This window comes from Kocuria sp., assembly GCF_030536815.1.
GTDB lineage: Bacteria > Actinomycetota > Actinomycetes > Actinomycetales > Micrococcaceae > Kocuria > Kocuria gwangalliensis.
On sequence record NZ_JAUNPE010000024.1, the window covers coordinates 1 to 24,564 of the forward strand.

Annotated in this window: 19 protein-coding genes and 1 pseudogene; 7 read left to right on the forward strand and 13 right to left on the reverse strand. The window is 65.3% G+C overall.

The features are described from left to right. Window positions 1–201: 201 nt before the first annotated feature. Window positions 202–1,635: an NAD(P)H-quinone dehydrogenase gene (locus Q4E95_RS04160; protein ID WP_303382123.1), complete on the forward strand. Its 1,434-nt coding sequence runs from the start codon at window positions 202–204 to the stop codon at window positions 1,633–1,635. Between the two features lie 92 nt (window positions 1,636–1,727). Here Q4E95_RS04160 and Q4E95_RS04165 read toward each other — a convergent pair whose 3' ends face one another. From Q4E95_RS04165 to Q4E95_RS04215, 11 genes and pseudogenes are all read right to left on the reverse strand, one after another. Then, the gene (locus tag Q4E95_RS04165) at window positions 1,728–3,146 is read right to left on the reverse strand and encodes an MFS transporter (RefSeq protein WP_303382106.1); all 1,419 of its coding nucleotides are present in this window, start codon (window positions 3,144–3,146) and stop codon (window positions 1,728–1,730) included. A gap of 199 nt (window positions 3,147–3,345) precedes the next feature. After that, window positions 3,346–5,130, reverse strand: a complete 1,785-nt coding sequence (locus Q4E95_RS04170) for a biotin carboxylase N-terminal domain-containing protein (RefSeq protein WP_303382124.1) — start codon at window positions 5,128–5,130, stop codon at window positions 3,346–3,348. 143 nt (window positions 5,131–5,273) lie between these two features. Continuing rightward, complete coding sequence (locus Q4E95_RS04175; protein WP_303382107.1) at window positions 5,274–5,912, reverse strand: nucleoside triphosphate pyrophosphatase; 639 nt, start codon at window positions 5,910–5,912, stop codon at window positions 5,274–5,276. Window positions 5,913–6,393: 481 nt separating this feature from the next. Next, window positions 6,394–6,831 (reverse strand): annotated as a pseudogene (locus Q4E95_RS04180) (DUF779 domain-containing protein); the annotation flags it as partial. A gap of 27 nt (window positions 6,832–6,858) precedes the next feature. Further along, window positions 6,859–8,382, reverse strand: a complete 1,524-nt coding sequence (locus Q4E95_RS04185) for an aldehyde dehydrogenase family protein (protein WP_303382108.1) — start codon at window positions 8,380–8,382, stop codon at window positions 6,859–6,861. A gap of 132 nt (window positions 8,383–8,514) precedes the next feature. Beyond that, a complete protein-coding gene (locus tag Q4E95_RS04190) occupies window positions 8,515–9,957 on the reverse strand; it encodes a dicarboxylate/amino acid:cation symporter (RefSeq protein WP_303382109.1) in 1,443 nt (480 codons plus the stop codon). Window positions 9,958–10,071: 114 nt separating this feature from the next. Beyond that, window positions 10,072–11,808, reverse strand: a complete 1,737-nt coding sequence (locus Q4E95_RS04195; protein ID WP_303382110.1) for a DUF885 domain-containing protein — start codon at window positions 11,806–11,808, stop codon at window positions 10,072–10,074. A gap of 55 nt (window positions 11,809–11,863) precedes the next feature. After that, window positions 11,864–12,955 (reverse strand): MauE/DoxX family redox-associated membrane protein, encoded by a 1,092-nt coding sequence (locus tag Q4E95_RS04200; protein WP_303382111.1) that lies wholly within the window; start codon window positions 12,953–12,955, stop codon window positions 11,864–11,866. Window positions 12,956–12,992: 37 nt separating this feature from the next. Next, window positions 12,993–13,268 (reverse strand): acyl-CoA carboxylase subunit epsilon, encoded by a 276-nt coding sequence (locus Q4E95_RS04205; protein WP_303382112.1) that lies wholly within the window; start codon window positions 13,266–13,268, stop codon window positions 12,993–12,995. Then, window positions 13,265–14,848 (reverse strand): acyl-CoA carboxylase subunit beta, encoded by a 1,584-nt coding sequence (locus Q4E95_RS04210; protein WP_303382113.1) that lies wholly within the window; start codon window positions 14,846–14,848, stop codon window positions 13,265–13,267. The genes Q4E95_RS04205 and Q4E95_RS04210 overlap by 4 nt, the downstream gene beginning before the upstream one ends. A gap of 153 nt (window positions 14,849–15,001) precedes the next feature. After that, a complete protein-coding gene (locus Q4E95_RS04215; RefSeq protein WP_303382114.1) occupies window positions 15,002–15,286 on the reverse strand; it encodes a YciI family protein in 285 nt (94 codons plus the stop codon). A 118-nt stretch (window positions 15,287–15,404) separates the two neighbouring features. Between Q4E95_RS04215 and Q4E95_RS04220 the strand changes: the two genes are divergently transcribed. Genes Q4E95_RS04220 through Q4E95_RS04235 form a run of 4 tightly spaced genes read left to right on the forward strand, consistent with a single transcriptional unit; the run spans window position 15,405 to window position 18,997 of the window. Beyond that, window positions 15,405–16,340, forward strand: coding sequence for a biotin--[acetyl-CoA-carboxylase] ligase (locus Q4E95_RS04220; RefSeq protein WP_303382115.1), 936 nt, complete (start codon window positions 15,405–15,407; stop codon window positions 16,338–16,340). After that, window positions 16,337–16,930 (forward strand): hypothetical protein, encoded by a 594-nt coding sequence (locus Q4E95_RS04225; RefSeq protein ID WP_303382116.1) that lies wholly within the window; start codon window positions 16,337–16,339, stop codon window positions 16,928–16,930. The genes Q4E95_RS04220 and Q4E95_RS04225 overlap by 4 nt, the downstream gene beginning before the upstream one ends. Beyond that, window positions 16,923–18,083 (forward strand): adenylate/guanylate cyclase domain-containing protein, encoded by a 1,161-nt coding sequence (locus Q4E95_RS04230; RefSeq protein ID WP_303382117.1) that lies wholly within the window; start codon window positions 16,923–16,925, stop codon window positions 18,081–18,083. The genes Q4E95_RS04225 and Q4E95_RS04230 overlap by 8 nt, the downstream gene beginning before the upstream one ends. Further along, complete coding sequence (locus Q4E95_RS04235; RefSeq protein WP_303382118.1) at window positions 18,080–18,997, forward strand: PP2C family serine/threonine-protein phosphatase; 918 nt, start codon at window positions 18,080–18,082, stop codon at window positions 18,995–18,997. The genes Q4E95_RS04230 and Q4E95_RS04235 overlap by 4 nt, the downstream gene beginning before the upstream one ends. Before the next feature lie 65 nt (window positions 18,998–19,062). Here Q4E95_RS04235 and Q4E95_RS04240 read toward each other — a convergent pair whose 3' ends face one another. Both Q4E95_RS04240 and Q4E95_RS04245 read right to left on the reverse strand, forming a co-directional pair. Continuing rightward, window positions 19,063–21,174: an acyl-CoA dehydrogenase gene (locus Q4E95_RS04240; RefSeq protein WP_303382119.1), complete on the reverse strand. Its 2,112-nt coding sequence runs from the start codon at window positions 21,172–21,174 to the stop codon at window positions 19,063–19,065. After that, window positions 21,174–21,851, reverse strand: a complete 678-nt coding sequence (locus tag Q4E95_RS04245) for a TetR/AcrR family transcriptional regulator (RefSeq protein ID WP_303382120.1) — start codon at window positions 21,849–21,851, stop codon at window positions 21,174–21,176. Before Q4E95_RS04245 ends, Q4E95_RS04240 begins: the two co-directional genes overlap by 1 nt. A gap of 73 nt (window positions 21,852–21,924) precedes the next feature. On the opposite strand from Q4E95_RS04245, the gene Q4E95_RS04250 reads away from it, so the two are divergent. Next, a complete protein-coding gene (locus Q4E95_RS04250) occupies window positions 21,925–23,250 on the forward strand; it encodes an acetyl-CoA C-acetyltransferase (protein ID WP_303382121.1) in 1,326 nt (441 codons plus the stop codon). A 40-nt stretch (window positions 23,251–23,290) separates the two neighbouring features. Further along, window positions 23,291–24,564 (forward strand): 3-oxoacyl-ACP reductase (locus Q4E95_RS04255; RefSeq protein ID WP_303382122.1); only part of this gene is annotated, 1,274 nt, incomplete at its 3' end.

Consider the following 24,564-nt stretch of genomic DNA (forward strand, 5'->3'; position numbering starts at 1 on the left):
GTTTGTGCGAACTTGCGCCTCAAATGTCCAGGTGTGCGAACCTCCGCCTCAGATGTTCACGGGAGGTGCGGAACCGGTCCCCGCCGCCACCCCGGCCACCCTCGGCACGGCGGTGCGCGCCCTACCGTGGAGCCGGAAATCACCATCAACAGTGGGCCCGAGGTTCCGCTCACGCGTATTCCCGGGTCAATTGCTGCAACAATGGGAGGCGTGAATGTGCAGACTGAATTTGCGAATCCGAAACTCGTTGTCATTGGTGGCGGCCCGGGTGGGTACGAGGCTGCACTGGTGGCTGCGTCCCTGGGTGCCGAGGTCACGGTGATCGAACAGCAGGGCATGGGCGGCTCGGCGGTGCTGACCGACGTGGTCCCGTCCAAGACCCTGATTGCGTCCGCGGACACGATGAACCGTTTTGCGGAGGCCAAGGATCTGGGTGTCCACATTGTGGGTGGCTCCGGCGACGGTGATGAGATCAACCAACTGTCCGTGGACCTGGAAAAGGTCAACACCCGCCTGTTGCGCCTGGCCGCCACCCAGTCCCGCGACATCAAGCGTGGCCTGGAACGTCAGGGCGTGCACCTGGTCAAGGGTCGTGGCCGGATGGTCGGCCCGAACACGGTGCATGTGGACACGGATGAGGGGCTTGAATACGATCTCGAAGCCCAGTTCGTGCTGCTCGCCGTGGGCGCCTACCCGCGTGAGTTGGACACTGCCAAGCCCGACGGCGAGCGGATCTTCAACTGGAAGCAGGTCTACCAGATGCGGGAGATCCCGGAGAAGCTCATTGTGGTGGGTTCCGGTGTCACCGGTGCGGAGTTCGCGTCCGCGTACAACGGCCTGGGTTCGGACGTCACGTTGATCTCCTCCCGCGACCAGGTGCTTCCCGGGGAGGACTCCGACGCCGCAGCCGTACTGGAGAACGTGTTCGAGCGCCGCGGATTGACGGTGCTGTCCCGTTCTCGTGCGGACACGGTGGAGAACACCGGCGACGGCGTTCTGGTCACCCTCGCCGACGGCCGTAAGGTCCGGGGCTCACACTGTCTGCTGGCCGTGGGTTCCATCCCGCACACCACCGACCTCGGTCTCGACGAGGTGGGAGTGGCCACGAGCAGGTCCGGTCACATCGTGGTCGACGCCGTGTCGCGCACCACCGTGCCCGGCATCTACGCCGCAGGTGACTGCACCGGCGTGCTGCCGCTGGCCTCCGTGGCAGCCATGCAGGGCCGCATTGCCGTGGCTCACCAGTTGGGGGACGCAGTGCGCCCGCTACGCACCGACCAGGTTGCCTCCAACATTTTCACCTCCCCGGAGATCGCGTCAGTGGGCGTTGGCCAGAAGGACGCAAAGTCCGATCCGTCCGTGATCGAGTACGCGGCACTCCAACTGGGCACCAATCCGCGCGCCAAGATGATGGCCGTGGACGACGGTTTCGTGAAGATCTTCGCCCGCCGCGGCACCGGCACCGTCATGGGTGGCGTGGTCGTGGGCCCGCGCGCGTCCGAGCTGATCTACCCGATCGCCCTGGCCGTCACCCACAACCTCAGCGTGGACGACCTCGCGGACACCTTTGCCGTGTACCCGTCCCTGTCGGGCTCCATCTCGGAGGCCGCTCGCCGGTTGCACGTGCACCGCTGACCCACGAACGTACGACGTCGCCCCGGTGACCGTTCGCGCGAAAGGTCACCGGGGCGACGTCGTACGTGATGGCCGGCGGAGCGGACGGTTCGTTACTTCACGAGCTTGCGTCCCACGGTGTACATGTCCACGTGTTTGGTCTCCGGGGAGAACCACAGGGCGATCAGCGTGATAACCGCTGCGAAGGACAAGTACATGCCCACCGAGCCCACCCCGAAGTTCGCATTGAGGACCACCGCGATGTAGGGGGTGATGGCCGCGCCCAGGATGGAGGCCACGTTGTACGCGATGCCGGAGCCGGTGTAACGCACGTTGGTGGGGAACAGCTCGGGGAGGATGGCGGACATCGAACCGAAGGTCAGGCCCATCAAGGTCATGCCGACCGCGAGGAAGAAGAGCACGCGGCCCACGGAGACGTTCTCCCCGGTGCCCACGAGCGCGGGGTCCATGATCAGACCGAAGCACAGGCCGAACACCACGATCGCGGAGGTGATCACGAGCTGCGAGGAACGGCGGCCGTATTTGTCGGCGAGCCAACCGGAGATCGGCACGGTGATGGCGAACAGCACCACGGCCAACAACTGGATGACCAGGAAATCGCGGTACTCGATACCCAGGCCACCGTTGTCCGGGGAGCCGATGCCGAAGGACAGCACCCACGCGGTCATGAGGTAGAACAAAACGTAGGTGGCCAGCATGATGAAGGTGCCCTGGATGATCTGGACCCATGAGGTCTTGAACACCTCGACCACGGGTGCCTTGACCTTTTGGCCCTGCCGTTCGGCCTTTTTGAAGACCGGGGTTTCCTCGAGCTTCATGCGCACCCACAGGCCCAGCAGCACCATGACCACGGAGGCGATGAACGGGATGCGCCAGCCCCAGACCAGGAACGGGTGGTCACCCACGGCGTGATGCCCGGCGGTGCCGAACTGCATGACGATGGTCAGGATCAAGAAGAAGCCGTTGGCCAGGATGAAGCCGAACGGCGCACCCAACTGGGGCCACATGGCGGCACGGGCACGCTTGCCCTCTTCCGCGTACTCGGTGGCCAGCAACGACGCGCCGGACCACTCGCCGCCCAAGCCCAGGCCCTGACAGAAACGCAGGATCGTCAGGATCAGGGGAGCCCAGATGCCGATGGAGTAGTAGGTGGGTAGCAGGCCGATCAAGAACGTGGCGATGCCCATGGTCAGCAGCGCGCCGATCAAGGTGGCCTTACGGCCGATCCTGTCGCCGTAATGGCCGAAGATCACCGAACCAATGGGGCGACCGAAGAACGCCGCGGCAAAGGTGGCCATGGAGGCCAGGAGCTTGGTGGTCTCGTCCTCGCCCGTGAAGAACAGCGCGGGGAAGACGGCCACGGCAGCGGTTGCGTACACGTAGAAGTCGTAGAACTCGATGGTGGTGCCCACCAGCGACGCCACGATCACGCGAGAGCGTGGGACGCGCTGCGCGGGTGGCTGATCCGATCCGGGTCCCTGGGAACCCGAATCCGTCACGGTTGTAGACATGATGAATCCTCACAGGGGAAGGGGTTGTGAATGGTTACACGCTAGACCCGGCGGTCCACAAGATGAATTCAGACATCCATTATGTGAGATATTTCTTGACACCCAGGATCGAACGCACTGATCGCGCTCGGGGCGTGAACGGAACACAAGAACGGCGGCACCCACGGGGGAGCCGCCGTTCTTACGCAGTCTTGAGGGATCAGTCCGTGATGTTTGCCAGTACCGTCCCCGCGGAGACCGTGTCCCCGGTGGAGGTCGACAGGTCCTTGATCACACCGGACTTGTGGGCCGTGAGAGGCTGTTCCATCTTCATTGCCTCGAGCACCACGATCAGGTCGCCCTCTGCCACGGTGTCGCCGTTGGCCACGGCAATTTTTACGATGGTGCCCTGCATGGGCGAGGTCAGCGAATCACCGGAAGCACCCCGGGCCGCGGCGGAACCACCGCGGTTGGCGCGTGACTTGCGCTTGGGCTGCGGGCCGCCGGTGGTGGTGGCGGCGGTGCGCCCGGCACCGGGCAGTTGCGGCAGGGTGACTTCAAGTCGTTTGCCACCCACCTCGACCACCACGGACTGGCGCTCGGGTTCTTCCGTGGCGGGTTCGACGGGTGCTTCATACGGCTGGATCTGGTTGTCGAACTCGGTTTCGATCCACCGGGTGTGCACCGAGAACGCCGTGTCGTCCTCCGGGGCGAAAGCCGGGTCGGAAACGACCGCGCGGTGGAAGGGAACGACCGTGGGCATGCCCTCGATCACGAGCTCGTCCAGGGCACGGCGGGAGCGTTGCAGCGCCTGTTCCCGGGTGGTGCCCGTGACAATCAGCTTGGCGAGCATGGAATCGAAGTTGCCGCCAATGGTTTCACCGGCCTCCACACCGGTGTCCACGCGTACGCCGGGCCCCGTGGGCAGCGAGAACGTGGTCAGGGTGCCCGGAGCCGGCATGAAGTTGCGGCCGGCGTCCTCACCGTTGAGGCGGAACTCAAAGCTGTGGCCGCGTACCTGCGGGTCCTCGTAGCCGAGTTCCTCACCGCGTGCAATGCGGAACTGCTCGCGCACGAGGTCCAGCCCGGTGACCTCCTCGGACACCGGGTGCTCCACCTGCAATCGCGTATTGACCTCGAGGAAGGAAATGGTGCCGTCCTGACCGACCAAGAACTCGCACGTACCGGCACCCTGGTACTGAGCCTCCTTGAGGATGGCTTTGGAGGCCTCGTACAGGCGGTGGACCTGATCGTCCGTGAGGAAGGGTGCGGGAGCTTCTTCCACGAGCTTCTGGTTGCGGCGCTGCAGTGAACAGTCGCGGGTGGACACCACCACCACGTTGCCGTGGCCGTCCGCGAGGCACTGGGTTTCCACGTGCCGCGGAGCGTCCAGGAACCGCTCGACGAAGCACTCACCGCGGCCGAAGGCGGCGGTGGCCTCACGGACGGCGGATTCGAACAGTTCCGGGATGGCAGCACGTTCGCGCACGACCTTGATACCGCGCCCACCGCCGCCGAAGGCCGCTTTGATCGCGATCGGGAGGCCGTGCTCGTCCGCGAAGGCGAGCACCTCATCCGCGGAGTTCACGGGATCGGCGGTGCCCGGAACCTGCGGGGCATTGACCTTCTCGGCGATGTGGCGGGCAGCCACCTTGTCGCCGAGCTTGGAAATGGCCGCCGGGGGAGGCCCGATCCACGTCATACCGGCATTGATCACGGCCATGGCGAAGTCCGAGTTCTCCGAGAGGAAGCCATACCCGGGGTGAACGGCATCGGCCCCGGCGCGAGCGGCGGCGTCGAGAATTTTGTCGATCACGAGGTACGAATCGGCGGCCGTGGTGCCGCCCAGGGCGTAGGCCTCGTCCGCCATGCGCACATGCATGGCGTCGCGGTCGGTATCCGCGTAGACGGCCACGGAGGTGAGGCCTTCGTCGCGTGCGGCGCGGATGACGCGTACCGCGATTTCACCGCGGTTGGCCACCAAGACCTTGGTCATGGGGCGCATGTCAGCGGAGGCCTGCTGCTGCGTGGAGGTGATTGTCACGTGAATAGCTCCTTGTCGATACTCTCCAGCAGATTAGTGCCCCGTACTGGAGATCACCTAAGCGAAGGCCCGGGTGCGGGGTTGATCTGTAGGTCTTCTACAAATCATGACGTGGTGGCCTGTGGTGTTGGCCGCCACCAATGGCTTGGACTGATGCCGCGGGCGGCCAAAAGTCGGCGAAGCGTGGAGATGCTCAGACCGATCACGGCATTGGGGTCTCCGTCCACGCGCTCGATGAACACTGATCCGTGGCCGTCAAGGGTGAATGAGCCGGCGACCTGCAGGGGTTCGCCGGTGGCTACGTAATCGTCGATCTCCTCGCGGGACATCTGCGCAAAATAGACGTCCGCAGAGCTGACGGCACCCTCACCGAGGGTTTCGCCGTTTCGGCGATCCACGAGCCAATGGCCGGTGTGCAGGGTGCCTTTCCGTCCGCTCATGGCGGTGATGCGTTCCACCGCCACATCCGCAGTGTAGGGCTTGCCGTAGCTCTCGCCGTCGAGTTCGAAGACCGAGTCGCACCCCAGAACCACACGGCCCTCGGCAACCTCCAGACTCGCCACGGCTTCCGCCTTGGCTCGCGCCAGCAGCAGTGCCGTGTCCGAGGGGCTCAATGGCCCGTGCTCGGCGAGTGCGGCGTCCTCGTCCACGTGCGAGACCACGGTCTCGTACGGAAGGTGTGCGCGCGTCAGCAGGGATGCGCGCGCAGGAGACTGCGAGGCCAGAATGAGAACAGGACGCATGGGTTTCAATATACGAGTCGAACGACGAAGACCCAAAGGCGGTGACGCATGCGGGAGCGCAGCCACCGCCCAGATCCGTCCGGAAATCCTTGTCAACTATTTTCTGTCGACATCATTGACGCGTCACGGCTAATAGGTTACTTTTGAGTAACCCCAGCGATGACGGATTGAGTGCGCACTTGGCGTCCTCCCTCGGGGTCACCCGGCGGTGGTTGATGTTTCATTCCCGGGGAGGCGAAACAAGGCCTACACCGCCGGTTCACGGGGGATGTGGGAGCATGCGGAGAATACCGTGGCCAGCCGTGCAAGGCTGGCGCGATGTATCAGGGGACACAAAGTAATCCCCGCGTGCTCCCGCGTGAACTTCTCATGAAGCGCGCGGATGACCCAGGGCCGGCGGGTGAAAGGTGGCCTCGCGGCTGTTACCTACAGGGTGCGTGTTGCGTTCTTGCGGACCTGACTCGACCGGCGGCACGATGCAGAGTTCGCTGCGCGTGAGAAACCGTTTGCCCGTGGGCGCTTCCAGGGAAAACCCCCCGCCCCGACCCGGAATCGCATCGATGATCAAGCGCGTGTGACGCCACACCTCGAATTGTTCGGTCGAGATCCAGAACTCCAAAGGGCCCAGCTCCCCACCGGACGGCGACGGCAACTGGGCAACCCCCAGCAGCGCATCCGCAGCTCCCGTTCGGAATTCTCCGGCGGGAAAGCACATGGGGGATGAACCGTCGCAGCAGCCGCCCGATTGGTGGAACATGAGCGGTCCGTGTTGGTCCCATAGTTCCTGCAGCAAGGCCACGGCGGGCCCGGTGAAGCCCACCCGAGAGGTGGTGTCGCCGGGCACCACCGGGGCGGTCTCGAGCACCACGTGGTACTCAAGACCGCCCAGGTCTTGCGGTTCAAAAGGTTGTGCGCTCATGGCACCTCACTACCTTTCGCTCAGGGTTTAGAAGAAGCCCTGCGCAGTTTCCGTGTAGGACACCAGCAGGTTCTTGGTCTGCTGATAGTGGTCCAACATCATCAGGTGGTTCTCGCGTCCGATCCCCGAGGACTTGTACCCGCCGAACGCCGAGTGAGCGGGGTAGTTGTGGTACTGATTCACCCACACGCGACCGGCCTGGATGGCGCGTCCGGCGCGATAGGCAATGTTGCCGCTGCGCGCCCACACGCCGGCGCCGAGCCCGTACAGCGTGTCATTGGCCACGCCGATGGCCTCGTCGTAGGTGCTGAACTTGGCCACCGACAGCACGGGGCCGAAGATCTCCTCCTGGAAGACGCGCATGTCGTTGGTGCCCTCGAACACGGTGGGCTGCACGTAGAAGCCGCCCGCCAGATCGCCGTCGAGCTCGGCGCGTTCACCGCCGATCAGCACCTTGGCGCCCTCCTTCTTACCGATGTCCAGGTAGGAGAGGATCTTCTCGAGCTGATCGGTGGATGCCTGGGCGCCGATCATGGTGTCCGTGTCCAGCGGGTTACCCGCCGTGATCTTGGAGACCCGATCAATACCGTCGGCCAGGAACTGGTCGTAGATCGATTCCTGGACCAGCGCGCGTGAGGGGCACGTGCACACCTCACCCTGGTTCAGCGCGAAGAACGCGAAGCCCTCCAACGCCTTGTCGTAGAAGCCGTCCTTCTGCGCCGCAATGTCCTCGAAGAAGATGTTGGGGGACTTGCCACCCAGTTCCAACGTGACCGGAATGATGTTCTCGGAGGCGTACTGCATGATCAGGCGGCCTGTGGTGGTCTCACCCGTGAATGCGATTTTGCGGATCCGCTTGTTGGACGCCAGCGGCTTGCCGCATTCTGCGCCGAAACCATTGACGATATTGATGACTCCGGCGGGCACCAGGTCCTTGATGAGCTCCATGAGCACCAAGATGGAGGCGGGAGTCTGCTCGGCGGGCTTGAGCACCACACAGTTACCGGCGGCCAACGCGGGAGCGAGTTTCCACACGGCCATCAGGATCGGGAAGTTCCACGGGATGATCTGACCCACCACACCCAGGGGCTCGTGGAAGTGATAGGCCACCGTGTTCTCGTCCAACTGGGACAAGCGGCCCTCTTGGGCGCGGATGGCTCCGGCGAAGTAGCGGAAATGGTCGATTGCGAGCGGGATGTCCGCATTGAGGCATTCGCGAATGGGTTTGCCGTTGTCCCAGGTCTCCGCGACCGCAATGGTTTCGAGGTTCTCTTCCATGCGATCCGCGATCTTGTTCAGCATCAACGCGCGCTCGGTGGGAGACGTGGCATTCCACGACGGCGCTGCGGCCCACGCCGCGTCCAAGGCCGCTTCGATGTCCTCGGCGGTGCCGCGGCCCACCTCGGTGAAGGGTTGTCCCGTAATGGGTGTGATGTCTTCGAAGTACTGGCCCTTGACGGGCGCCACCCATTCACCGCCGATGAAGTGTTCGTAACGGGGCTTGAAAGTGACCTTGGCGCCGTCCTGGCCGGGCTGTTGGTAAACCGTCATGGCATGAATCTCCTACGTCATTGTGGTGATGTGGTTCACAGTCTAGTGGTTCTGTCCGGGCGGGCAAGGAGCGGCACGGGTATCCCGTGCCGCTCCTTGTCTGTGAGTTTTCGCCGTTTTTCGAGTTAGGGCTCAGTCCACGCGTTGCCCGTCACTGGGGCCCGACGGGGCAAGGGCGTGCGATCCCTCGCCGGTTCCGGTTCGGGTGCCGGCCGGGGACAATTGCTGGTGGGTGTCCTCGTCCGAGAACGGCTCACCGGAGCGCTGGGCGTTGTACAGGTCCATGTCGATGATGCCCTCACGCTTGGACACGATCGCGGCCACCAGGGCTTGACCGGTGACGTTGAGCGCGGTGCGACCCATGTCCAGGATCGGGTCCACGGCCAGCAACAGGCCCACTCCCTCGAGCGGCAGACCCAAGGTGGACAGCGTCAGCGTCAGCATGACGGTGGCGCCGGTGGTTCCCGCGGTTGCCGCCGAACCCAGCACGGACACCAGGGCGATCAGCACGAAGTGCATGGGGGTCAGCGCAACACCGTAGAACTGGGCCACGAAGATTGCTGCGACGGCCGGATAAATGGCTGCGCAACCGTCCATCTTGGTGGTGGCGCCCAGCGGGATAACGAAGGACGCGTAATGCCGGGGTACGCCCAGATTCCGTTCGCTCACGCGCTGGGTCAGCGGCATGGTTCCCAGGGACGAACGGGAGACGAAGCCCAGCTGCATGGCCGGCCACACGCCGGAGAAGAACTGCTTGATGGACAGGCCGTTGATCTTGATCAGGATGGGGTAGACCACAAAACCGACCAGGAGCAGACCCACGTACACGGTGATCACAAAGCTGACCAGCGAGCCCATGGAGGTCCAACCGTATTCGAACACCGCGCGTCCGATCAGACCCAGGGTGCCCAGCGGTGCCAGGCGAATGATCCACCACACGATTTTCTGCATGATTGCCAGGCCGGACTGCATGAAGGTCAGGAACGGTTCCGCGGCCTTGCCGACCTTGAGCGCGGCAATACCCACCACGGCGGAGATCACCAGGATCTGCAACACGTTGAAGTTCAGTGCCGTGGTCACGGTTTCCGCGTCGGGCATCTTGGAGGTGGCCTCCAGTCCCAGGAAGTTCACCGGGATGATGCCCTTGAGGAATCCGAGCCAGGAGCCCTCGGAGCCCGTGTATTCACCGGGTTGTGCTTGGCCGGTACCCACGCCGGGCTGAATCACCACACCCAACACCATGCCGATCAGCACGGCAATCAGCGCGGTGATCGCAAACCACACCAGGGTCTTCCACGCGAGCCGGGCCGCATTGGAGACGTCGCGGAGGTTGGCGATCGAGGCGATCACGGCGGTCACCACCAGGGGCACCACCGCTGCCTTCAGTAGCGTGACGTAGCTGGCGCCAATGGTGTCCAGCGTGGTCATCAACCAGTTGGGATTCTCCTCGGGGTCGCCACCCATGGATGCGGCCAGGGAGCCCAGGAGCACGCCCAGGATCAGGGCGATCAAGATCTGCCAACCGAAGGAGGTCATCCATTTCGGTAGGCGCCGGGTATTTTCTGCGGAATTCATATCAGCCAGCGTAGAGCGGCGAATCATAAAGCGCACGTGCTGTATGACGAAATGTTACGTACCGAGCGCCGTCGTTGTACCGAATCGGAAACAAACCCGCGAGAACACGCAGGACTAGAGAGTCATGGCGTGTGCGAGTGTGTCCAATCCCACGGACCCGAGGCGCAATGCGCGGCTGTGGAACTGTTTGAGATCGAACCGCTCGCCTTCGCGCGCCTTTACTTGCCGGCGCAGGTCCAGCCACAGTTCCTGGCCCAGTTTGTACGACGGCGCCTGGCCCGGCCAGCCCATGTAGCGCAACCATTCGAAACGCAGCACGGCGGGGTCCATGATCACGTTGTGGGTCAGGAAGTCCCACCCGTCCTGCGGGGACCACACCTCACCGGGGCGAGCGCCACCGAGCAGGTCACCCAGTTGCCCCGGCACTTCATAACCGCAGTGGAATCCGACATCGAAAATCACTCGCACCGTGCGCAGCCGCTGCGAATCGAGCATCCCCATGCGGTCACCGGGGTCATCCAGGTATCCGAGTTCGGCCATGAGGCGCTCGGCGTACAGTGCCCAGCCTTCACCGTGGCCCGACACCCAAATTCCCATGCGGCGCCAGTCATTGAGTTCACCCGCGTTGGCCAAGGCGGTCGCGCATTGCAAGTGGTGCCCGGGGACGCCTTCGTGGTAGACGGTGGTGGTTTCCTCCCACGTGGCGTGGTGGTGGGTGCCCTCGGGGACCGACCACCACATGCGCCCGGGGCGGGAGAAGTCGCTACTGGGCGGGGTGTAATAAATTCCGCCGTCCTGCGTGGGCGCGATCCTGCATTCCAGGTTGCGCATGGCGTCCGTGAATTCGAAGTGAGTCGTGGACAGTTCGGACACGGCCCGATCGGCGAGTTCCTGCATCCAGTGCTGCAGGGCATCGGTGGAATCCAGGCGGCGGGCCGGGTCGTCGTTGAGCGCGTTCATGGCCTCACGAATGGATGAGCCCGGCAGGATCTCGTGGGCCACCAGCCGCTGTTCCTGATCCAACGTGCGCAACTGGTCGATGCCCCACTCGTACACCTCGCGAGGTTCGAGGGTGGCACCCAGGAAAGAGCGCAGATACAGGCGGTAGTCGTCCTCCCCCACGGAGTCGGATTCCCGGGCGGACGGGGCGAAATCTTCGTGATACGAGCGCACCAGGGCCGAGTAGGCCTCGCGGGCCCGGGTCACGGCTTGCTCCAACGCAGGCCGGAGGTGTGCGGGGACGGCTCCATGGGTCAGGAGTGCGCCCAGGGGCCCCTTGAGTTCGGAGTAGGCCTCCGCTTGCGCTCCGGCTTCTCGGATCTGGGTCATCGAGGCCATTTTGCCGAGCGAGGCCGCCTCGCGTAACCCCTCGGTGTAACTGCCCAGAGCGCGGGGCACGTGATGCAACCGCTCGACGATGTGCTCCCAGTCCTGCGTGCTGTTCGTGGGCATGTTGTCGAAGATTTCGCGCACCCCCTGCACCGGGGAGGCAATGTTGTTGACGGGTGACACATCCAGGTTCGCGGAATGCAGGTCCGCCTCCAGGTTCAGCTGATTGCGCAGGGCGTGAATCGTGACCCGATCGACGTCGTCCAGGGGTTGTGCTGACCGCAGGGCCCGGAGAGTTTCGGTGCGCAAGTGTGCTCTGTCCGCTCGACCCTGAGGTCCGTAATCAGGGTAGGCGGGTCCGTAACCGGTGAGACCGTTCAACGCGGCCGTCAGAGGATCCAGCCTCATGGAGCGCTCGAAATGCCGGTTGGCCAGGTCATCCACCGGGGTGGCGGGGCGGTGAACCGTTCCCAGCGGGGGGAGCTCGTGGGTCGAACCGTTGCCGGTCTGCGTGTCAGTCACGAGAAGCCACACTAGTCCCACCCGGCGAGATGACACGGTCGCACGCGGGCGGTGGTTACGAACGGGGAGCCGTGTCGAAGCGTTCCAGCAGTTCATTCAGTAGCCGCCCCACGGCCGGGCCGCCTGCTACGGGACCGCCCGCCAGCAAGCCGTCCGCACCCAGGACCACGGCCCACGGGGTGGACACCATACCCAAAGAGCCGGCCAGCGACCGGTCCGGGTCCACCAGGGCGTTGGGGCGCAGGGACTCGGGCAGGGCCCGCAGAACATCTTCATGGGAGACCACGGTGTGCAGTGCCACCGGGCCCAGAGCATGGGGAATGTTCCGGAGCCGGTGAATGACGGTCAGGCACGGGTCGCATTCCGGGCCGACGTAGAACAGGGCACGTGCCTGGCTGTGCGCCATGATGCGCAGTGACACTCGCTGACCCTTGCCGTCAACGGCCCAGCCGAGGGGAATCGGAAGCCGAACGTCATTGTCTGCCTCGACAGCCGCGTCACCCGGGTGAGTGGTGACGGCGGGGTCCACGACCTCGGCGGTGCTGGGCCGGGAGGTTGTCTCCCGAGAGTTGAGGTACTGCGGCAGCGGCGCAAGGGTGCTCAGCTGAGCCGCGCGCAACCCCTGCTGGGTCGGGGCGCCCCTTTCGGCCCACACGATCACCCCGATGACTACCAGCGGAACTGCCGCCGCCACCACGGTCCACCATGGCAACGGCAGGGCGGGCCCAGGGTAGGAACCGGTGCTCGCCGCAAGGAACGCAATGGTGGCCAGGGCCACGAAGACCAGATTGCGAACAATGGTGCGCCAGGACATGGGCGCTCGAGACCACGAACCAAAGCACCCGCAGGACGCCGGGTCACCCTGGCGCACACCGATGCTCACGAACACCGTGAATGCGGCGAAGAGCACCACGGTCGCGGCCGTGGCCGCCCAGAGGACGATTCCGGAGCTCAGCACCAGAGCCAGCGCCAAGAGGATCTCGACCCAGGGGAGCGCGGTGCGCGTGGCCCGCGTGTCCACCAGGGCGGGTAGTGCCATGACGTTCAGGGCGCTGTCGTCGGTCTTGCGGGTGAGCAGCTTGGCCACGCCACTGGCCAGCAGAAGGAGGGCCAGGCTCCACAACACGCTCGCGACAATGACATTCACGCCCACCATTATGCTGGGGAAATCATGAACCCCGGGGTCAGCTCTCCGGCCGTGTGCGCCGCCACGCGCCCCACCCGGGGCGAAGTTTCATTCCCAGCCGCATGCGACGCGACTGTACTCGCGGTACGCGAACGGGAGTGGAGTGCGCATCGCCCGCAGCGGCGTCGTAACTCATGAAGACCGCGGTGAGCGCGGCGAGTTCCTCGGCGGTCGGGTTGCCGCGCGTGACCGTGAAGAGGGGGTCGCGCTTGTCCTGGGGATCTACGGACTCCAACCCGGACACCGCCGCACACGTCTTGTCGTGGGCGCTCACAGCGGAATGTTCCCGTGCTTCTTGGCGGGCATCGACGCGCGCTTGTCGGCCAGACCGCGCAACGCCTTGATGATCTGAGTGCGGGTCTCGGACGGGATGATGACCGAATCCACGAACCCGAGTTCCGTGGCCTGATAGGGATTCAACAGGTCCTCCTCGAACTTCTGAGCAAGCTCCGCGCGCAGAGCGGCGGTGTCCTCGCCGTTGTCCGCTGCGGCCTTCAGATCGCGGCGGTAGAGAATCTCCACCGCTCCCTGAGCGCCCATCACACCGATTTGAGCGGTGGGCCAGGCCAAATTGATGTCCGCGCCCAGCTTCTTGGAACCCATCACGATGTACGCGCCACCGTAGGCCTTGCGCGTGATCAGGGTGACCATGGGAACGGTCGCCTCCGCGTACGCGTACAGCAACTTGGCGCCGCGGCGAATGATGCCGTTGAATTCCTGGTCCGTGCCCGGCAGGAAGCCGGGGACGTCCACGAAGGTCAGGATCGGAATGTTGAACGCATCGCAGTGGCGCACGAAACGCGCGGCCTTCTCCGACGCGGCGATGTCAAGGGTGCCGGCGAACTGCATGGGCTGATTGGCCACGATGCCCACCGTCTGACCCTCCACGCGGCCGTAACCGACCATCACGTTGGGCGCGTAGAGCTCCTGGATCTGCATGAAGTGACCGTCGTCCACCACGGTCTCGATCACGGTGCGCATGTCGTAGGGCTGGTTGGCGGAATCCGGAATGAGCGTGTCCAGACCCAGGTCCTCGTCATCGATTTCCAGGATCTGGTCGTGCTCCATACGCGGGGAGTCCTGCAGGTTGTTGCCCGGCAGATATTCGAGGAGCTCATGCACGAAGTCGAAGGCGTCCTGCTCATCAGCGGCCAGATAGGCCGCGGTGCCGGTGCGTTCGTTGTGGGAGCGGGCACCGCCCAGGGTCTCCATGTCCACTTCTTCACCGGTGACGGTCTTGATCACGTCCGGGCCGGTGATGAACATGTGCGAAGTCTTGTCCACCATGACCACGAAGTCCGTCAGGGCGGGGGAGTAGGCGGCGCCGCCGGCGCACGGGCCCATGATCAGGGAGATCTGGGGAACCACTCCGGAGGAACGCACGTTCATCCGGAAAATGTCCGCGAACATCGCCAGGGAGGCCACGCCCTCCTGGATCCGAGCGCCGCCGCCGTCGTTGATGCCGATCACGGGGCAGCCATTACGCAGGGCGAACTTTTGAACCTTGACGATTTTCTCGCCGTTGACCTGGGACAGCGAACCGCCGAAAACCCCGAAGTCCTGGGAGTACACGGCAACCAACCGGCCGTCCACGGTGCCGTAACCGGTCACCACGCCGTCACCCAGCAGCTTTTTCTTCTCCATGCCGAACATCGTGGAGTGGTGCACGGCCAGAGCATCGAACTCCACGAAGGAGTCCACGTCCAGCAGCATCTCAATGCGCTCGCGGGCGGTGTTCTTACCGCGGGAATGCTGCTTCTCGACCGCCGCGTCACCGGCGGGCCGCTCGGACTTCTCACGGCGCTCGCGGAAATCGGCGATCTTGCCTGCGGTGGTGGTCAGGTCGTGGCTCATGGCACCTCGCGTTATCTCGGTCCGGTACAGGGATGGGAGCACCGGGTGTCCCAGGTTCAGGACGTCACAAGCTTATTCTGCGGGGCGGCCCTTGCCTTTGTAGGGGTCCCACAATCCCGTGACGGGTTCTTACGTGTAGTCGTGGCCGGTCAGTCACGACCACGTGCCGGTGTTGATGCTCCATTCACGCACGCTGTGGTCGGTTACGACACCCTGAATGACCAGCGGATCCTCAGCCAGGATGGCCCGGACTTCCTCCGCGCTCTCGGCCGAGAACACGAGCAGGGCACCGGCGGCGCCCTGGTCCGTGAACGGCCCCGAGCCCATGATCTTTCCCTGCTGCGCCAGCTCGCCCAGGTAGGCGCGGTGAGCGGGGCGGTGTTCGTTGAGGGTCTCCGTGGGGCCGCCGTAAGAGTAGGTCACTGCAAAAATGCTCATAGTTGCCTTTCACCGGCCTGATGTGGGGTTGCTTCCGTTCAGCTTATGCCCCGACAGCGCCGGTAGACATAAGCTGAGAAATAACGACTTTCACGTCCCCTTCGAAGGAGCCACCCGCATGGACCCCACTGCCCTGGCACCGGCAGCGGATTTGCGCGCAGACCAGTTGCAGTCCTCGTTGGCGGACTCCGGATTTTCCGCCGTGACCGTGTTGGACCAGGTCGATTCCACCAATCGGTGGCTCGCGGACCGGGTGCGAGAAACCGGGGGTGCGGAACTGAGTGCCGTGGTCACCGGTTTTCAGAGCGCGGGTAAGGGTCGCCTGGACCGGCAATGGTTCACGCCGCCGGGCGTGGCGCTCACCTTTTCCGTGGCGTGCTCGCCGCACACGGCAGCGGGTCACCCCTGGCCCATGGAATACGTGCCGTGGCTGACGCTGATCATGGCGCACAGTGTCACGCGTGTGGTCCGGGACAGCGTGGGTGCTCCCGCGGTGATCAAGTGGCCCAATGATGTTCTGGTGGACTCGCGCAAGGTGTGCGGTGTGCTGGCTTCGCTGGTCTCTCCCCGGGATGGCTCCGCCCCCGGCGTGGTGGTGGGTGCGGGCTTGAACGTGAGTCAGCGCCACCTACCGGTCCCCGCCGCTACGTCGCTGCTCCTGGAGGCCGGTGACGCCGCTGCCGTACCCGGCCGACAAGCACTGCTCACCGAGATCCTGCGCGAATTCGCCCGCTGCTATCACCGAGCGAGCGCGGACCCCGGCGCCGAATTCGGACCGGGCGGGGAAATGCGCGCTCTCCTCGAATCGGAAGTGGACACCCTGGGACGCCGCGTGGCACTGCATTTGCCCGGCTCCACGGCGCCGGAACAGGCAGTGGCCGAGGGCCTGGGGACATCGGGTGAGTTGATCGTTCGCGGCCACGACGGCGCCGCGCGCGCCTTGTCCGCCGGCGACGTCGTGCACGTGCGGCCCGCACCCGGTGAGCCCCGAACCGCGGCCGAACAGCGCGCGATCCACGAGATCCAGGACCGCACGGCGGGGGACCGGGCATGAGAACCAAGAACCGCCTGGTGCCCAGGCCGGGTGAGGTAACGATTGTCGCCACCAGGGCCCACCCCGTGAGATTGGTGGGACCGGCCGTGATCGCGTGGTGCACCGTGCTGCTGTACTCGGCGCTGCGACGACTGCTGGACCTGATCTGGCGGCCCTACGAAGCACCCTGGACCACCCTGCATTCGCTGGTGGGTTGGGTCATTACCCTTGCCGCGCTGTGGGTGGCGTGCCGGTATGTGCTGCTGCCGGCGTGGCGCTGGCTGCGTACCGTGTTCGTTCTGACCAATCAGCGCTTGGCCCTGACCGGTCCGCCCGCCAAGGACAACGTGGTGGCCCTGCCATTGGATGCATTGCGCAGCGCACGCGCGGTGGCGCCCACCGGAGTGTTTGCCGTCCTGACCCGCCGAGTGGACCGGGGAACGGTCATTGCGGACTTCGGGGCCCTGGGCGGCCTCAAACTGGTGGCCTGCCCGCAACCGGCCGCCATGGTCGACCTGATTCAACAGTCCGCACGGCCCGCTGGCAATTACAGTAGGTCTGGCATGAGCACATCACCGACGAGCAGTTTTCAAGGAGGGCCGCGTGGCTGAAGACCCCAACGAGCGCTCGGACCAGCCCGTGGTCGGTCCCCAGACCGAGCAGATCAACCTCAATCTGCACAACCCGGTGCAGTCCAATCTGTACGGGTCGGAGGAGTCCAAGGCGGCCGTCAAGAACCTTGATCAGCTCCTGCTGGGCTCCGAGCGGAACCTCAAACGCCGCGACACCGCACACGCCGCGGATCTGTCCACCGCCTCCGCGCGAAAAATCTGGCGCGCACTGGGGTTCCCGAATCTCAGCGAGGACGAGGTGTACTTCACCCAGGAGGACGTCCTGGCGCTACGCGTGGTCTCCGACCTGGTGCAGCGGGACAAATTGTCCGAGGAAGCGGCGTTGTCCCTGGCCCGCTCGGTTGCGCAACTGTCCGACCGCATGGTCGTGTGGCAGATCGAGGCGCTCGTCGAGGACATGGTGGCGCACCAGGGCATGACGGACGCCCAGGCGCGGCGCGAACTGCTGCATGTGCTGCCCGACATGGTGGATCCGCTCAAGAAGTTGCTCGATTATTCGTGGCGTCGGCAATTATCGGCCGCCGTGCAGCGGCTCGCCATGCGCGGTGAGCGCGCCGATGGGTCCACGGAGAGCCTGGGGGAGCACGGTACGGATGTGGGCGGCTCGTCGCTTCCGCTGGCCCGCGGCGTCGGATTCGCGGATCTGGTCTCCTATACCTCTCTGTCGCGGCAAATGAACGAGCGCACCCTGGCCAATCTGGTGCAGCGGTTCGAGAAGCGCTGCGCGGAAATCATTTCCATGGGCGGGGGCCGGGTGATCAAGACCATTGGTGATGAGGTCATGTTCCTGTCCGAGACCCCGCAGGGCGGTGCCCAGATTTCCCTGGCGTTGTCCAGACTGATCAAGAACGACCCGCTCCTCCCGGAGGCCCGCGTGGCCTTCGTGTGGGGTCGCGTGTTACCCCGGCTGGGTGACCTGTACGGGCCCACCGTGAACCTGGCCTCCCGGCTGGTGGCGCTGACCGATCCCGGAGGAGTGGTGGTGGATGCCTCCACGGCCTCCGTGTTGACCAATGACAACAGGTTCGTCCTCACACCACAACCCTCCCGGAACGTACGCGGTTTCGGTGACGTGCAGCCGGTGTCCCTGACTCAGGGCGAGGGCCCCCGACTGGAAGACGAGGACGAATGAGCATCTCGCTGGCCATCCGGTCGGGCGGTGTCACCGATCGAGGTCTGCGGAGGGAATCCAACGAAGATTCCCTGGTCGTCACCGACACCATGGTGGCTGTGGCGGACGGTATGGGTGGTCACGAGGCCGGTGAGGTCGCCAGCGCGTTGTGCGTGTCCACTCTCGGCTCGTCGGAGTTGTTCACGCTCGAGAACTTCATGGACTACCGGATCGTGGAGCCCGAACCCGGCTTGGACGTGTCCCGGTTCCGCGCGACGATCGACCGGCAGCTTAAGCTCGATCCCGATGTGCCCAATGAGGCACTTGGCGCCGTGCATCGTTTGCGGTCCGTGTTGTGGGAAGCCGATCAGGCGATTCAGGCCCAGTGCGGTACCCGCGCGGGAACCACCGTCACCGGCGCGTGGCTGGTGCACATTGCGGGGCAGTGGCTGTGGCTGGTTTTCAACGTGGGAGACTCCCGCACGTACGAGCTGACCGGCCCGCCCGTGGGCGAGCGCCCCACCGATCCCGAACACCCCGTGGGCGTGGCCCAGTTGACCGTGGACCATTCCGAGGTCCAGTACCTGGTGTCGATCGGTCAACTCACCCCGGCTCAGGCGCTCGTTCATCCGCGGCGCAACGTGATCACCCGAGCACTGGGCACCGGTCAGGTGTGGGAACCGGACGTCATTGTGATTCCGGCGCGTCCGGGCCAGCGCTTGTTGATGTGTTCGGACGGTCTCACCGGTGAGCTGTCACCGGCGCACATCGCCCGGGTGCTCCACGCCGTGCACCATCCCAAGGAAGCCGCGGACGTCCTGTTGCAGGCGGCGCTGCGAACCGGCGGCCGGGACAACGTGACATTGATCGTGGCGGACGTCCTCGAGGCTGACGATCCTCGGCTCACCACGGGCACCATCAAACGCATTAATTAGTTCTGCAACGGCCGACGCCGCCCGCGAGAGTCTCGCGGGCGGCGTCGGCGTGGAGACGGTGAGACCTACGCGTGGTGACCCCGGGTTTCCGCCTTGGGGTCGCGAGCGGGCTTGGCCTCCTTGGCGGGCGCGTCACCGCTGGCGCGCAGGCGGCGGAAGTACTCGTCCGCTTCCTGCTGACGCTCCTCCTCCACGGTTCCGGCGATCTCCGCGCGCAACAGCTCTGCGCTCAGGCCGAAGGAGTCCACGAGTTCCAGGGAGTAGGGGCGCAGCCGGGAGATCAGCCGGTTCACGTAGCTCTGCAGGGCGCGGCCGCGGCGCATCGAGAGTCGACCGTAGGCCAGGTACCAGCCCAGGTTCTCCTCGAGCAGGTGCAGGCCGAACAGGTCACGCAACCACGTGAGGACGCGCTTGGTGCCGGGGTCCTGGATCTTCTCGAGCCCCTCGGTGAAGGCCTCCCACTGCAGCAACTGGGCGTGGGAGCGGGCGGCCTGGATCAGGCGATGTTGATTGTTGTTGAACACCTCCGCCTGTTCCTTCTTGGACTTGCGGGCCACGGCACGCATCTCGTCCGCGACGTCTTCGATGATGGTTTCGACGCGGTCCATCAGTAACGCGCGCTGTGCCTCGGGATCGCGCAGTGCGTTGACCGATCTGCGGGCGTCACCGGTGTCCGTGAAGGCCTGGGTGAGCTTGCGCAAACCGGAACGGTTGAAGCCGGCCTCGGTCGCGCGATCGGCCACGTAGCGGGCCATCACACCCACGTCCGCATTCTTGAACTCGTCCGAGTAGTCCGTGAGCAGGCGCTTGGCCACCAGCTGCAGCAGAACCGTGTTGTCACCCTCGAAGGTCGCGTAAATATCGAGGTCCGCTCGCAACTGCGGAATGCGGTTCTTGGCCATGAAGCCGGCGCCGCCGCACGCCTCACGGGTCTCCTGCAGGGTGGCCAGGGCGCTCCAGGTGGACATCGATTTGAAGGCGGCGGCCAGGGTCTCCAAATCCTGGCGGTTGCCGTCCGAGTCGTCCTCGCCGGAGAAGACCTCCTGGAACTTGTCGAGCAACTGCTGGTGGGCGAAGATCATCGCGTAGGTCTCCGCAATGCGCGGGATCAACCGGCGTTGGTGCTGCTGGTAATCCAGCAGGGTCTGCTCGCGGATGTCCGAGTCGGTGTTGAACTGACGGCGCTGTTCCGCGTACCGGACGGCAATGGTGAGCGCCATCTGGTTGGCGAGTGTGGCGGCACCGTCCAGGGACACACGCCCCTGCACGAGGGTGCCGATCATTGTGAAGAAGCGGCGGCCCGGGGAGGCAATGGGGGAGGAGTAGTCACCGTTCTCGTCCACGGCCCCGTACTTGTTGAGCAGGTTGAAGCGGGGCACGCGCACGTGCGTGAAGTGCAGGCGGCCGTTGTCCACGCCGTTGAGGCCACCCTTGCGGCCGTCGTCCTCACCGCCCACTCCGGGCAGGAACTCACCGTTGTCGTTGCGGAGGGGAACGTACAGACAATGCACCCCGTGGTTGGTGCCCTTGACGATCAACTGCGCGAAGACCACTGCGGCCCTGCCGTGCACCGCAGCGTTGCCCAGGTAGTCCTTCCATGCGGCCTTGAACGGTGTGTGGATCTCGAACTCGTCGGTCTCGGGGAGGTAGGTGGCGGTGGTGCCGATGGAGGCCACGTCGGAACCGTGACCGATCTCCGTCATCGCGAACACGCCGGGGGTGGTGAGATTGAGGATGTCCGGCAGCCACTGGAGGTGGTGTTCCTCGGACCCCAGATTGAGCACGGCCGAACCGAACAGGCCCCACTGCACGCCGGACTTGATCTGGAGGGACGGGTCAGCGAGCACGAGTTCCTCGAACGCGGAGACGTTGGCGCCGGGGCTGTTGGAACCGCCCAGGTACTCGGGCATGCCCACCAGTGCTGTGCCGGCGTCGCGAAGGATCTTGACCTGCTCGAAGGTGCGCTCGCGCTGATCCTCGAACGTGAGGTTGTGGTCACTGTGCAGGCGGGGATCCAGGGCGCGCTCTCGGGCGGCCTTGCGCGCCTCCGGCCAGCGGCCCAGTAGCACTTCACCCAGACCGGCCACATCGATGTGTGTGGGCAGCGCGGCGTCCTCGGAGACCTGCGCCATCCGGTGGGTCGAGGGGTGGGTTTCGGGGCGGGACGTGGTGGTCATCATGACTCCTGAGGGGTTGTCCGGGAGGAAGCGTCTTCCGCGGAGAATTCGGTGTAGGTCTCCGGCCGCAAGCCCTGAACGGCCCAGTCGGTAATGAGGCGGCCCATGGCGGTCCGGTCCGGTTTGTCATCGGTGTCGGGCAGGGCGAGCCAGGCTTCCCCGGCGCCCCGGACCATGCCCACGGTCGACGCCGCCCAACACTGCAGCAGCGCCCACGGCATTGCTTGTTCGCCGCGGTGCCGGATGTGCTGGTCCATGAGTAATTGGCACACGGAGTCCAGGAATTGTTCGATGGCCGAGTCCCCGTCTGCCGGGGCGGTCACCACAAAGCGGTAGACGTCCGCGGAGGCATCCACGGACTTCAGGTACTCCTTCACCAGGGCGTGCACCGTGGCCGCAAACGAGTCCGCCTCGTGGGCCGCGGCCACCATGCGGGTTCGCATGCGCGACACGAAGTATTCGCCCACGGCCGCTTGTACCCCGGACTTGTCCTTGAAGTACCGGTAGAAGACGGACTTGGACGTACCGCACGCGGTGGCGATCTCTTCCATGGAAATACCGGCACCGTGGGTGGCCACCGCGTCTCGCGCGGCGGTGATCAGTTCGATGCGTCGCTTGGCACGGTGACGCTGCCACCGCGAATTCCGACCATCAACGTTCTTTGAGACCTGTTTCACGATACCGAGAGTATCAGCTACTGTGGGTTTCAGGTGATCCACACCACAGGAACCCACGAGGAGTAGCTCTTCCATGGACAACAACCAGCAGAATGCACAGCAGTCCCTCCGGCGCGCCGTGGTGGTCGCGGGTAACCGCATCCCGTTCGCACGCGCCGGCGGTGCCTACGCGAGCGCCTCGAACCAGGACATGCTCACCGCTGCCATTGACGGCCTGGTGGCGCGCGCCGGAATCTCCGGCGAGCGGCTGGGCGCCGTGGCCGGTGGCGCCGTGCTCAAGCACTCCCGCGATTTCAATCTCACCCGCGAAGCCGTGCTGGGCTCCGCCCTGGATCCCGCTACCCCGGCGTTCGATATCCAGATGGCGTGCGCGACCGGTATGGAAACGGTGAGCACCATTGCGAACAAGATCCGCACGGGTCAGATCGAGGCGGGTATCGCCGGTGGCGTGGACTCCGCCTCGGACGCACCCATTGCCGTGAGTGAGGGTCTGCGCCGCGCGCTGCTGCAACTGCAGCGCGCCAAGACCACCACCCAGAAGCTCAAGGCGCTCAAGAACCTGCGCCCCAACGACTTGGTCCCCTCGGCCCCCACCACGGGGGAACCCCGGACCGGACTGAGCATGGGGGAGCACCAGGCGCTGACCACCCAGCAGTGGGAGGTGAGCCGCGAGGATCAGGATCACATTGCCGCGTCCTCGCATCGGAACCTGGCCGCCGCCTACGATCGCGGGTTCTTCGACGACCTGGTCACCCCGTTCAAGGGTGTGTCCAGGGACAACAACATGCGTGCGGATTCCACCGTGGAGAAGCTGTCCACCCTGAGCCCCGTGTTCGGTAAGAAGCTCTCCGGCGAGGCCACGATGACCGCCGGAAACTCCACTCCGCTCACGGACGGTGCCTCCGCGGTGTTGCTCACCAGCGAGGACTGGGCCGCCGAGCACCACTTGGCACCGCTGGCCGAGGTCGTCGATTCCGAGGCCGCCGCGGTGGACTTCGTCAGCGGTCACGAAGGCCTGCTCATGGCCCCGGCGTACGCGGTGCCGCGTTTGCTGGCCCGCCAGGGATTGACCCTGCAGGACATGGACCTCATTGAAATCCACGAGGCCTTCGCCTCCACCGTTCTGGCGATCATGGCCGCGTGGGAATCCGAGGAGTTCTGCCACGACCGCCTAGGCCTGTCCGAGCCGGTGGGCTCGGTGGACCGTTCCAAGCTCAACGTCAATGGTTCCTCGCTCGCGGCGGGTCACCCGTTCGCGGCGACCGGCGGCCGCATTGTGGCCTCCACCGCCAAGGAACTGGCCGCCCGCGCCAAGACCGAAGGGCGCCCGCAGACCGCGCTGATCTCCGTGTGCGCCGCCGGTGGTCAGGGCGTGGCCATGATCGTGCGTTCCGTCTAGGGCGCGTTCCCCGCAGATTCTCGATTGTCAGGAGCTTTGAGTGGCAGATACATATTTGGACCTTGTCAGTTCCGGATTGGGTAAGCAGGTGGCGAGCAAGCTGGGCCTGCCCAACCCGGCCAAGCTGCGCCGTTACCGGGCCGGCGGCGATTTCCCCGAGGGTTCCGTTCTCGTTCTGGGTAAGGGACAGGCCGCCGACGCCGCCGCCCACGCGATGCTCGGGTGGAACCTCGATGTGCGCCGCCACGCCCAGGAAGTGGACCGCGTGGGAGCGGTGATCATCGACTACACCGAGCTCACCACTCCCTCCGACCTGGGTAAGGCGGCGCTCGAGCTGTCCTCCGTGCTGCGTAAGTTACGCGCCGGCGGCCGGGTCATCACGATCTCGCGACCGGCCCCGGGAATCGGGACCGGAGCGGCGTCGGGAACCCCGTCCGGCGCGGAAGCTCAGGACCCCGCCGTGGCCGCGGCCCGTCAGGGCGTAGTGGGGCTCGTGCGCTCGACCGCGCAGGAAATGCGCGGCGGCACCACCGCCAACGGCATCCTGGTGGCGGACGGTGTGTCCCCTGACGCACCCTCCGTGGTGGGCGCCCTGCGGTTCTTCCTGTCCGGGCGCAGCGCGTTCGTGGACGGGCAGTTCCTCACGGTGACCGACGAGCGCGGTGACTCGACCGCGAACTGGGATCAGCCCGTGGCCGGCAAGGTCGCGGTGGTGACCGGAGCGGCCCGCGGGATCGGCGCCCAGATCGCCCGGACCCTGGCGCAAGCCGGTGCCATGGTGATCGTGGTGGATGTTCCCGCCGCCGGTGAGGCACTCACCAAGCTGGCCAACGACCTGCATGTTTCCGCACTCCAGCTGGACGTCACGGACCCCAGAGCGGGGGAGAGGATCCTCGATCTGGCGGCGGAGCGGTACGGCAGGCTGGATCTCCTGGTCCACAATGCCGGCATCACCCGGGACAAGATGCTCGCCAACATGGATCAGGCCAAGTGGGACTCCGTGATCGCCGTGAACGTCGAGTCGCAGTTGCGGATCACCCAGGCGGTTCTGGCCTCCGACACGCTCGGGGAGCGCCCGCGCATTGTGTGCCTTGCCTCGACCAGTGGTGTGGCCGGTAACCGCGGCCAGACCAACTACGCGGCGTCCAAGGCCGGGGTCATCGGTGCCGTTGCGGCCACGGCCCCTTTGATTGCGCAAAAGGGTGGCACCATCAACGCGGTGGCACCGGGCTTCATCGAGTCCGAGATGACGGCCAAGATCCCGGCGGCCCGCCGCCAGATCTCACGTCGCCTCAACTCCCTGCAGCAGGGCGG

Excerpts from the sequence above, each read along its gene's own strand:
- Q4E95_RS04170 (WP_303382124.1), bottom strand. The coding sequence starts at position 5,130 with ATGCGCCCCATGACCAAGGTCTTGGTGGCCAACCGCGGTGAAATCGCG.
- Q4E95_RS04250 (WP_303382121.1), top strand. The coding sequence starts at position 21,925 with ATGGACAACAACCAGCAGAATGCACAGCAGTCCCTCCGGCGCGCCGTG.
- Q4E95_RS04225 (WP_303382116.1), top strand. The coding sequence starts at position 16,337 with ATGAGAACCAAGAACCGCCTGGTGCCCAGGCCGGGTGAGGTAACGATT.
- Q4E95_RS04240 (WP_303382119.1), bottom strand. The coding sequence starts at position 21,174 with ATGACCACCACGTCCCGCCCCGAAACCCACCCCTCGACCCACCGGATG.
- Q4E95_RS04160 (WP_303382123.1), top strand. The coding sequence starts at position 202 with ATGGGAGGCGTGAATGTGCAGACTGAATTTGCGAATCCGAAACTCGTT.
- Q4E95_RS04165 (WP_303382106.1), bottom strand. The coding sequence starts at position 3,146 with ATGTCTACAACCGTGACGGATTCGGGTTCCCAGGGACCCGGATCGGAT.
- Q4E95_RS04235 (WP_303382118.1), top strand. The coding sequence starts at position 18,080 with ATGAGCATCTCGCTGGCCATCCGGTCGGGCGGTGTCACCGATCGAGGT.
- Q4E95_RS04185 (WP_303382108.1), bottom strand. The coding sequence starts at position 8,382 with ATGACGGTTTACCAACAGCCCGGCCAGGACGGCGCCAAGGTCACTTTC.
- Q4E95_RS04210 (WP_303382113.1), bottom strand. The coding sequence starts at position 14,848 with ATGAGCCACGACCTGACCACCACCGCAGGCAAGATCGCCGATTTCCGC.
- Q4E95_RS04220 (WP_303382115.1), top strand. The coding sequence starts at position 15,405 with ATGGACCCCACTGCCCTGGCACCGGCAGCGGATTTGCGCGCAGACCAG.
- Q4E95_RS04215 (WP_303382114.1), bottom strand. The coding sequence starts at position 15,286 with ATGAGCATTTTTGCAGTGACCTACTCTTACGGCGGCCCCACGGAGACC.
- Q4E95_RS04190 (WP_303382109.1), bottom strand. The coding sequence starts at position 9,957 with ATGAATTCCGCAGAAAATACCCGGCGCCTACCGAAATGGATGACCTCC.
- Q4E95_RS04175 (WP_303382107.1), bottom strand. The coding sequence starts at position 5,912 with ATGCGTCCTGTTCTCATTCTGGCCTCGCAGTCTCCTGCGCGCGCATCC.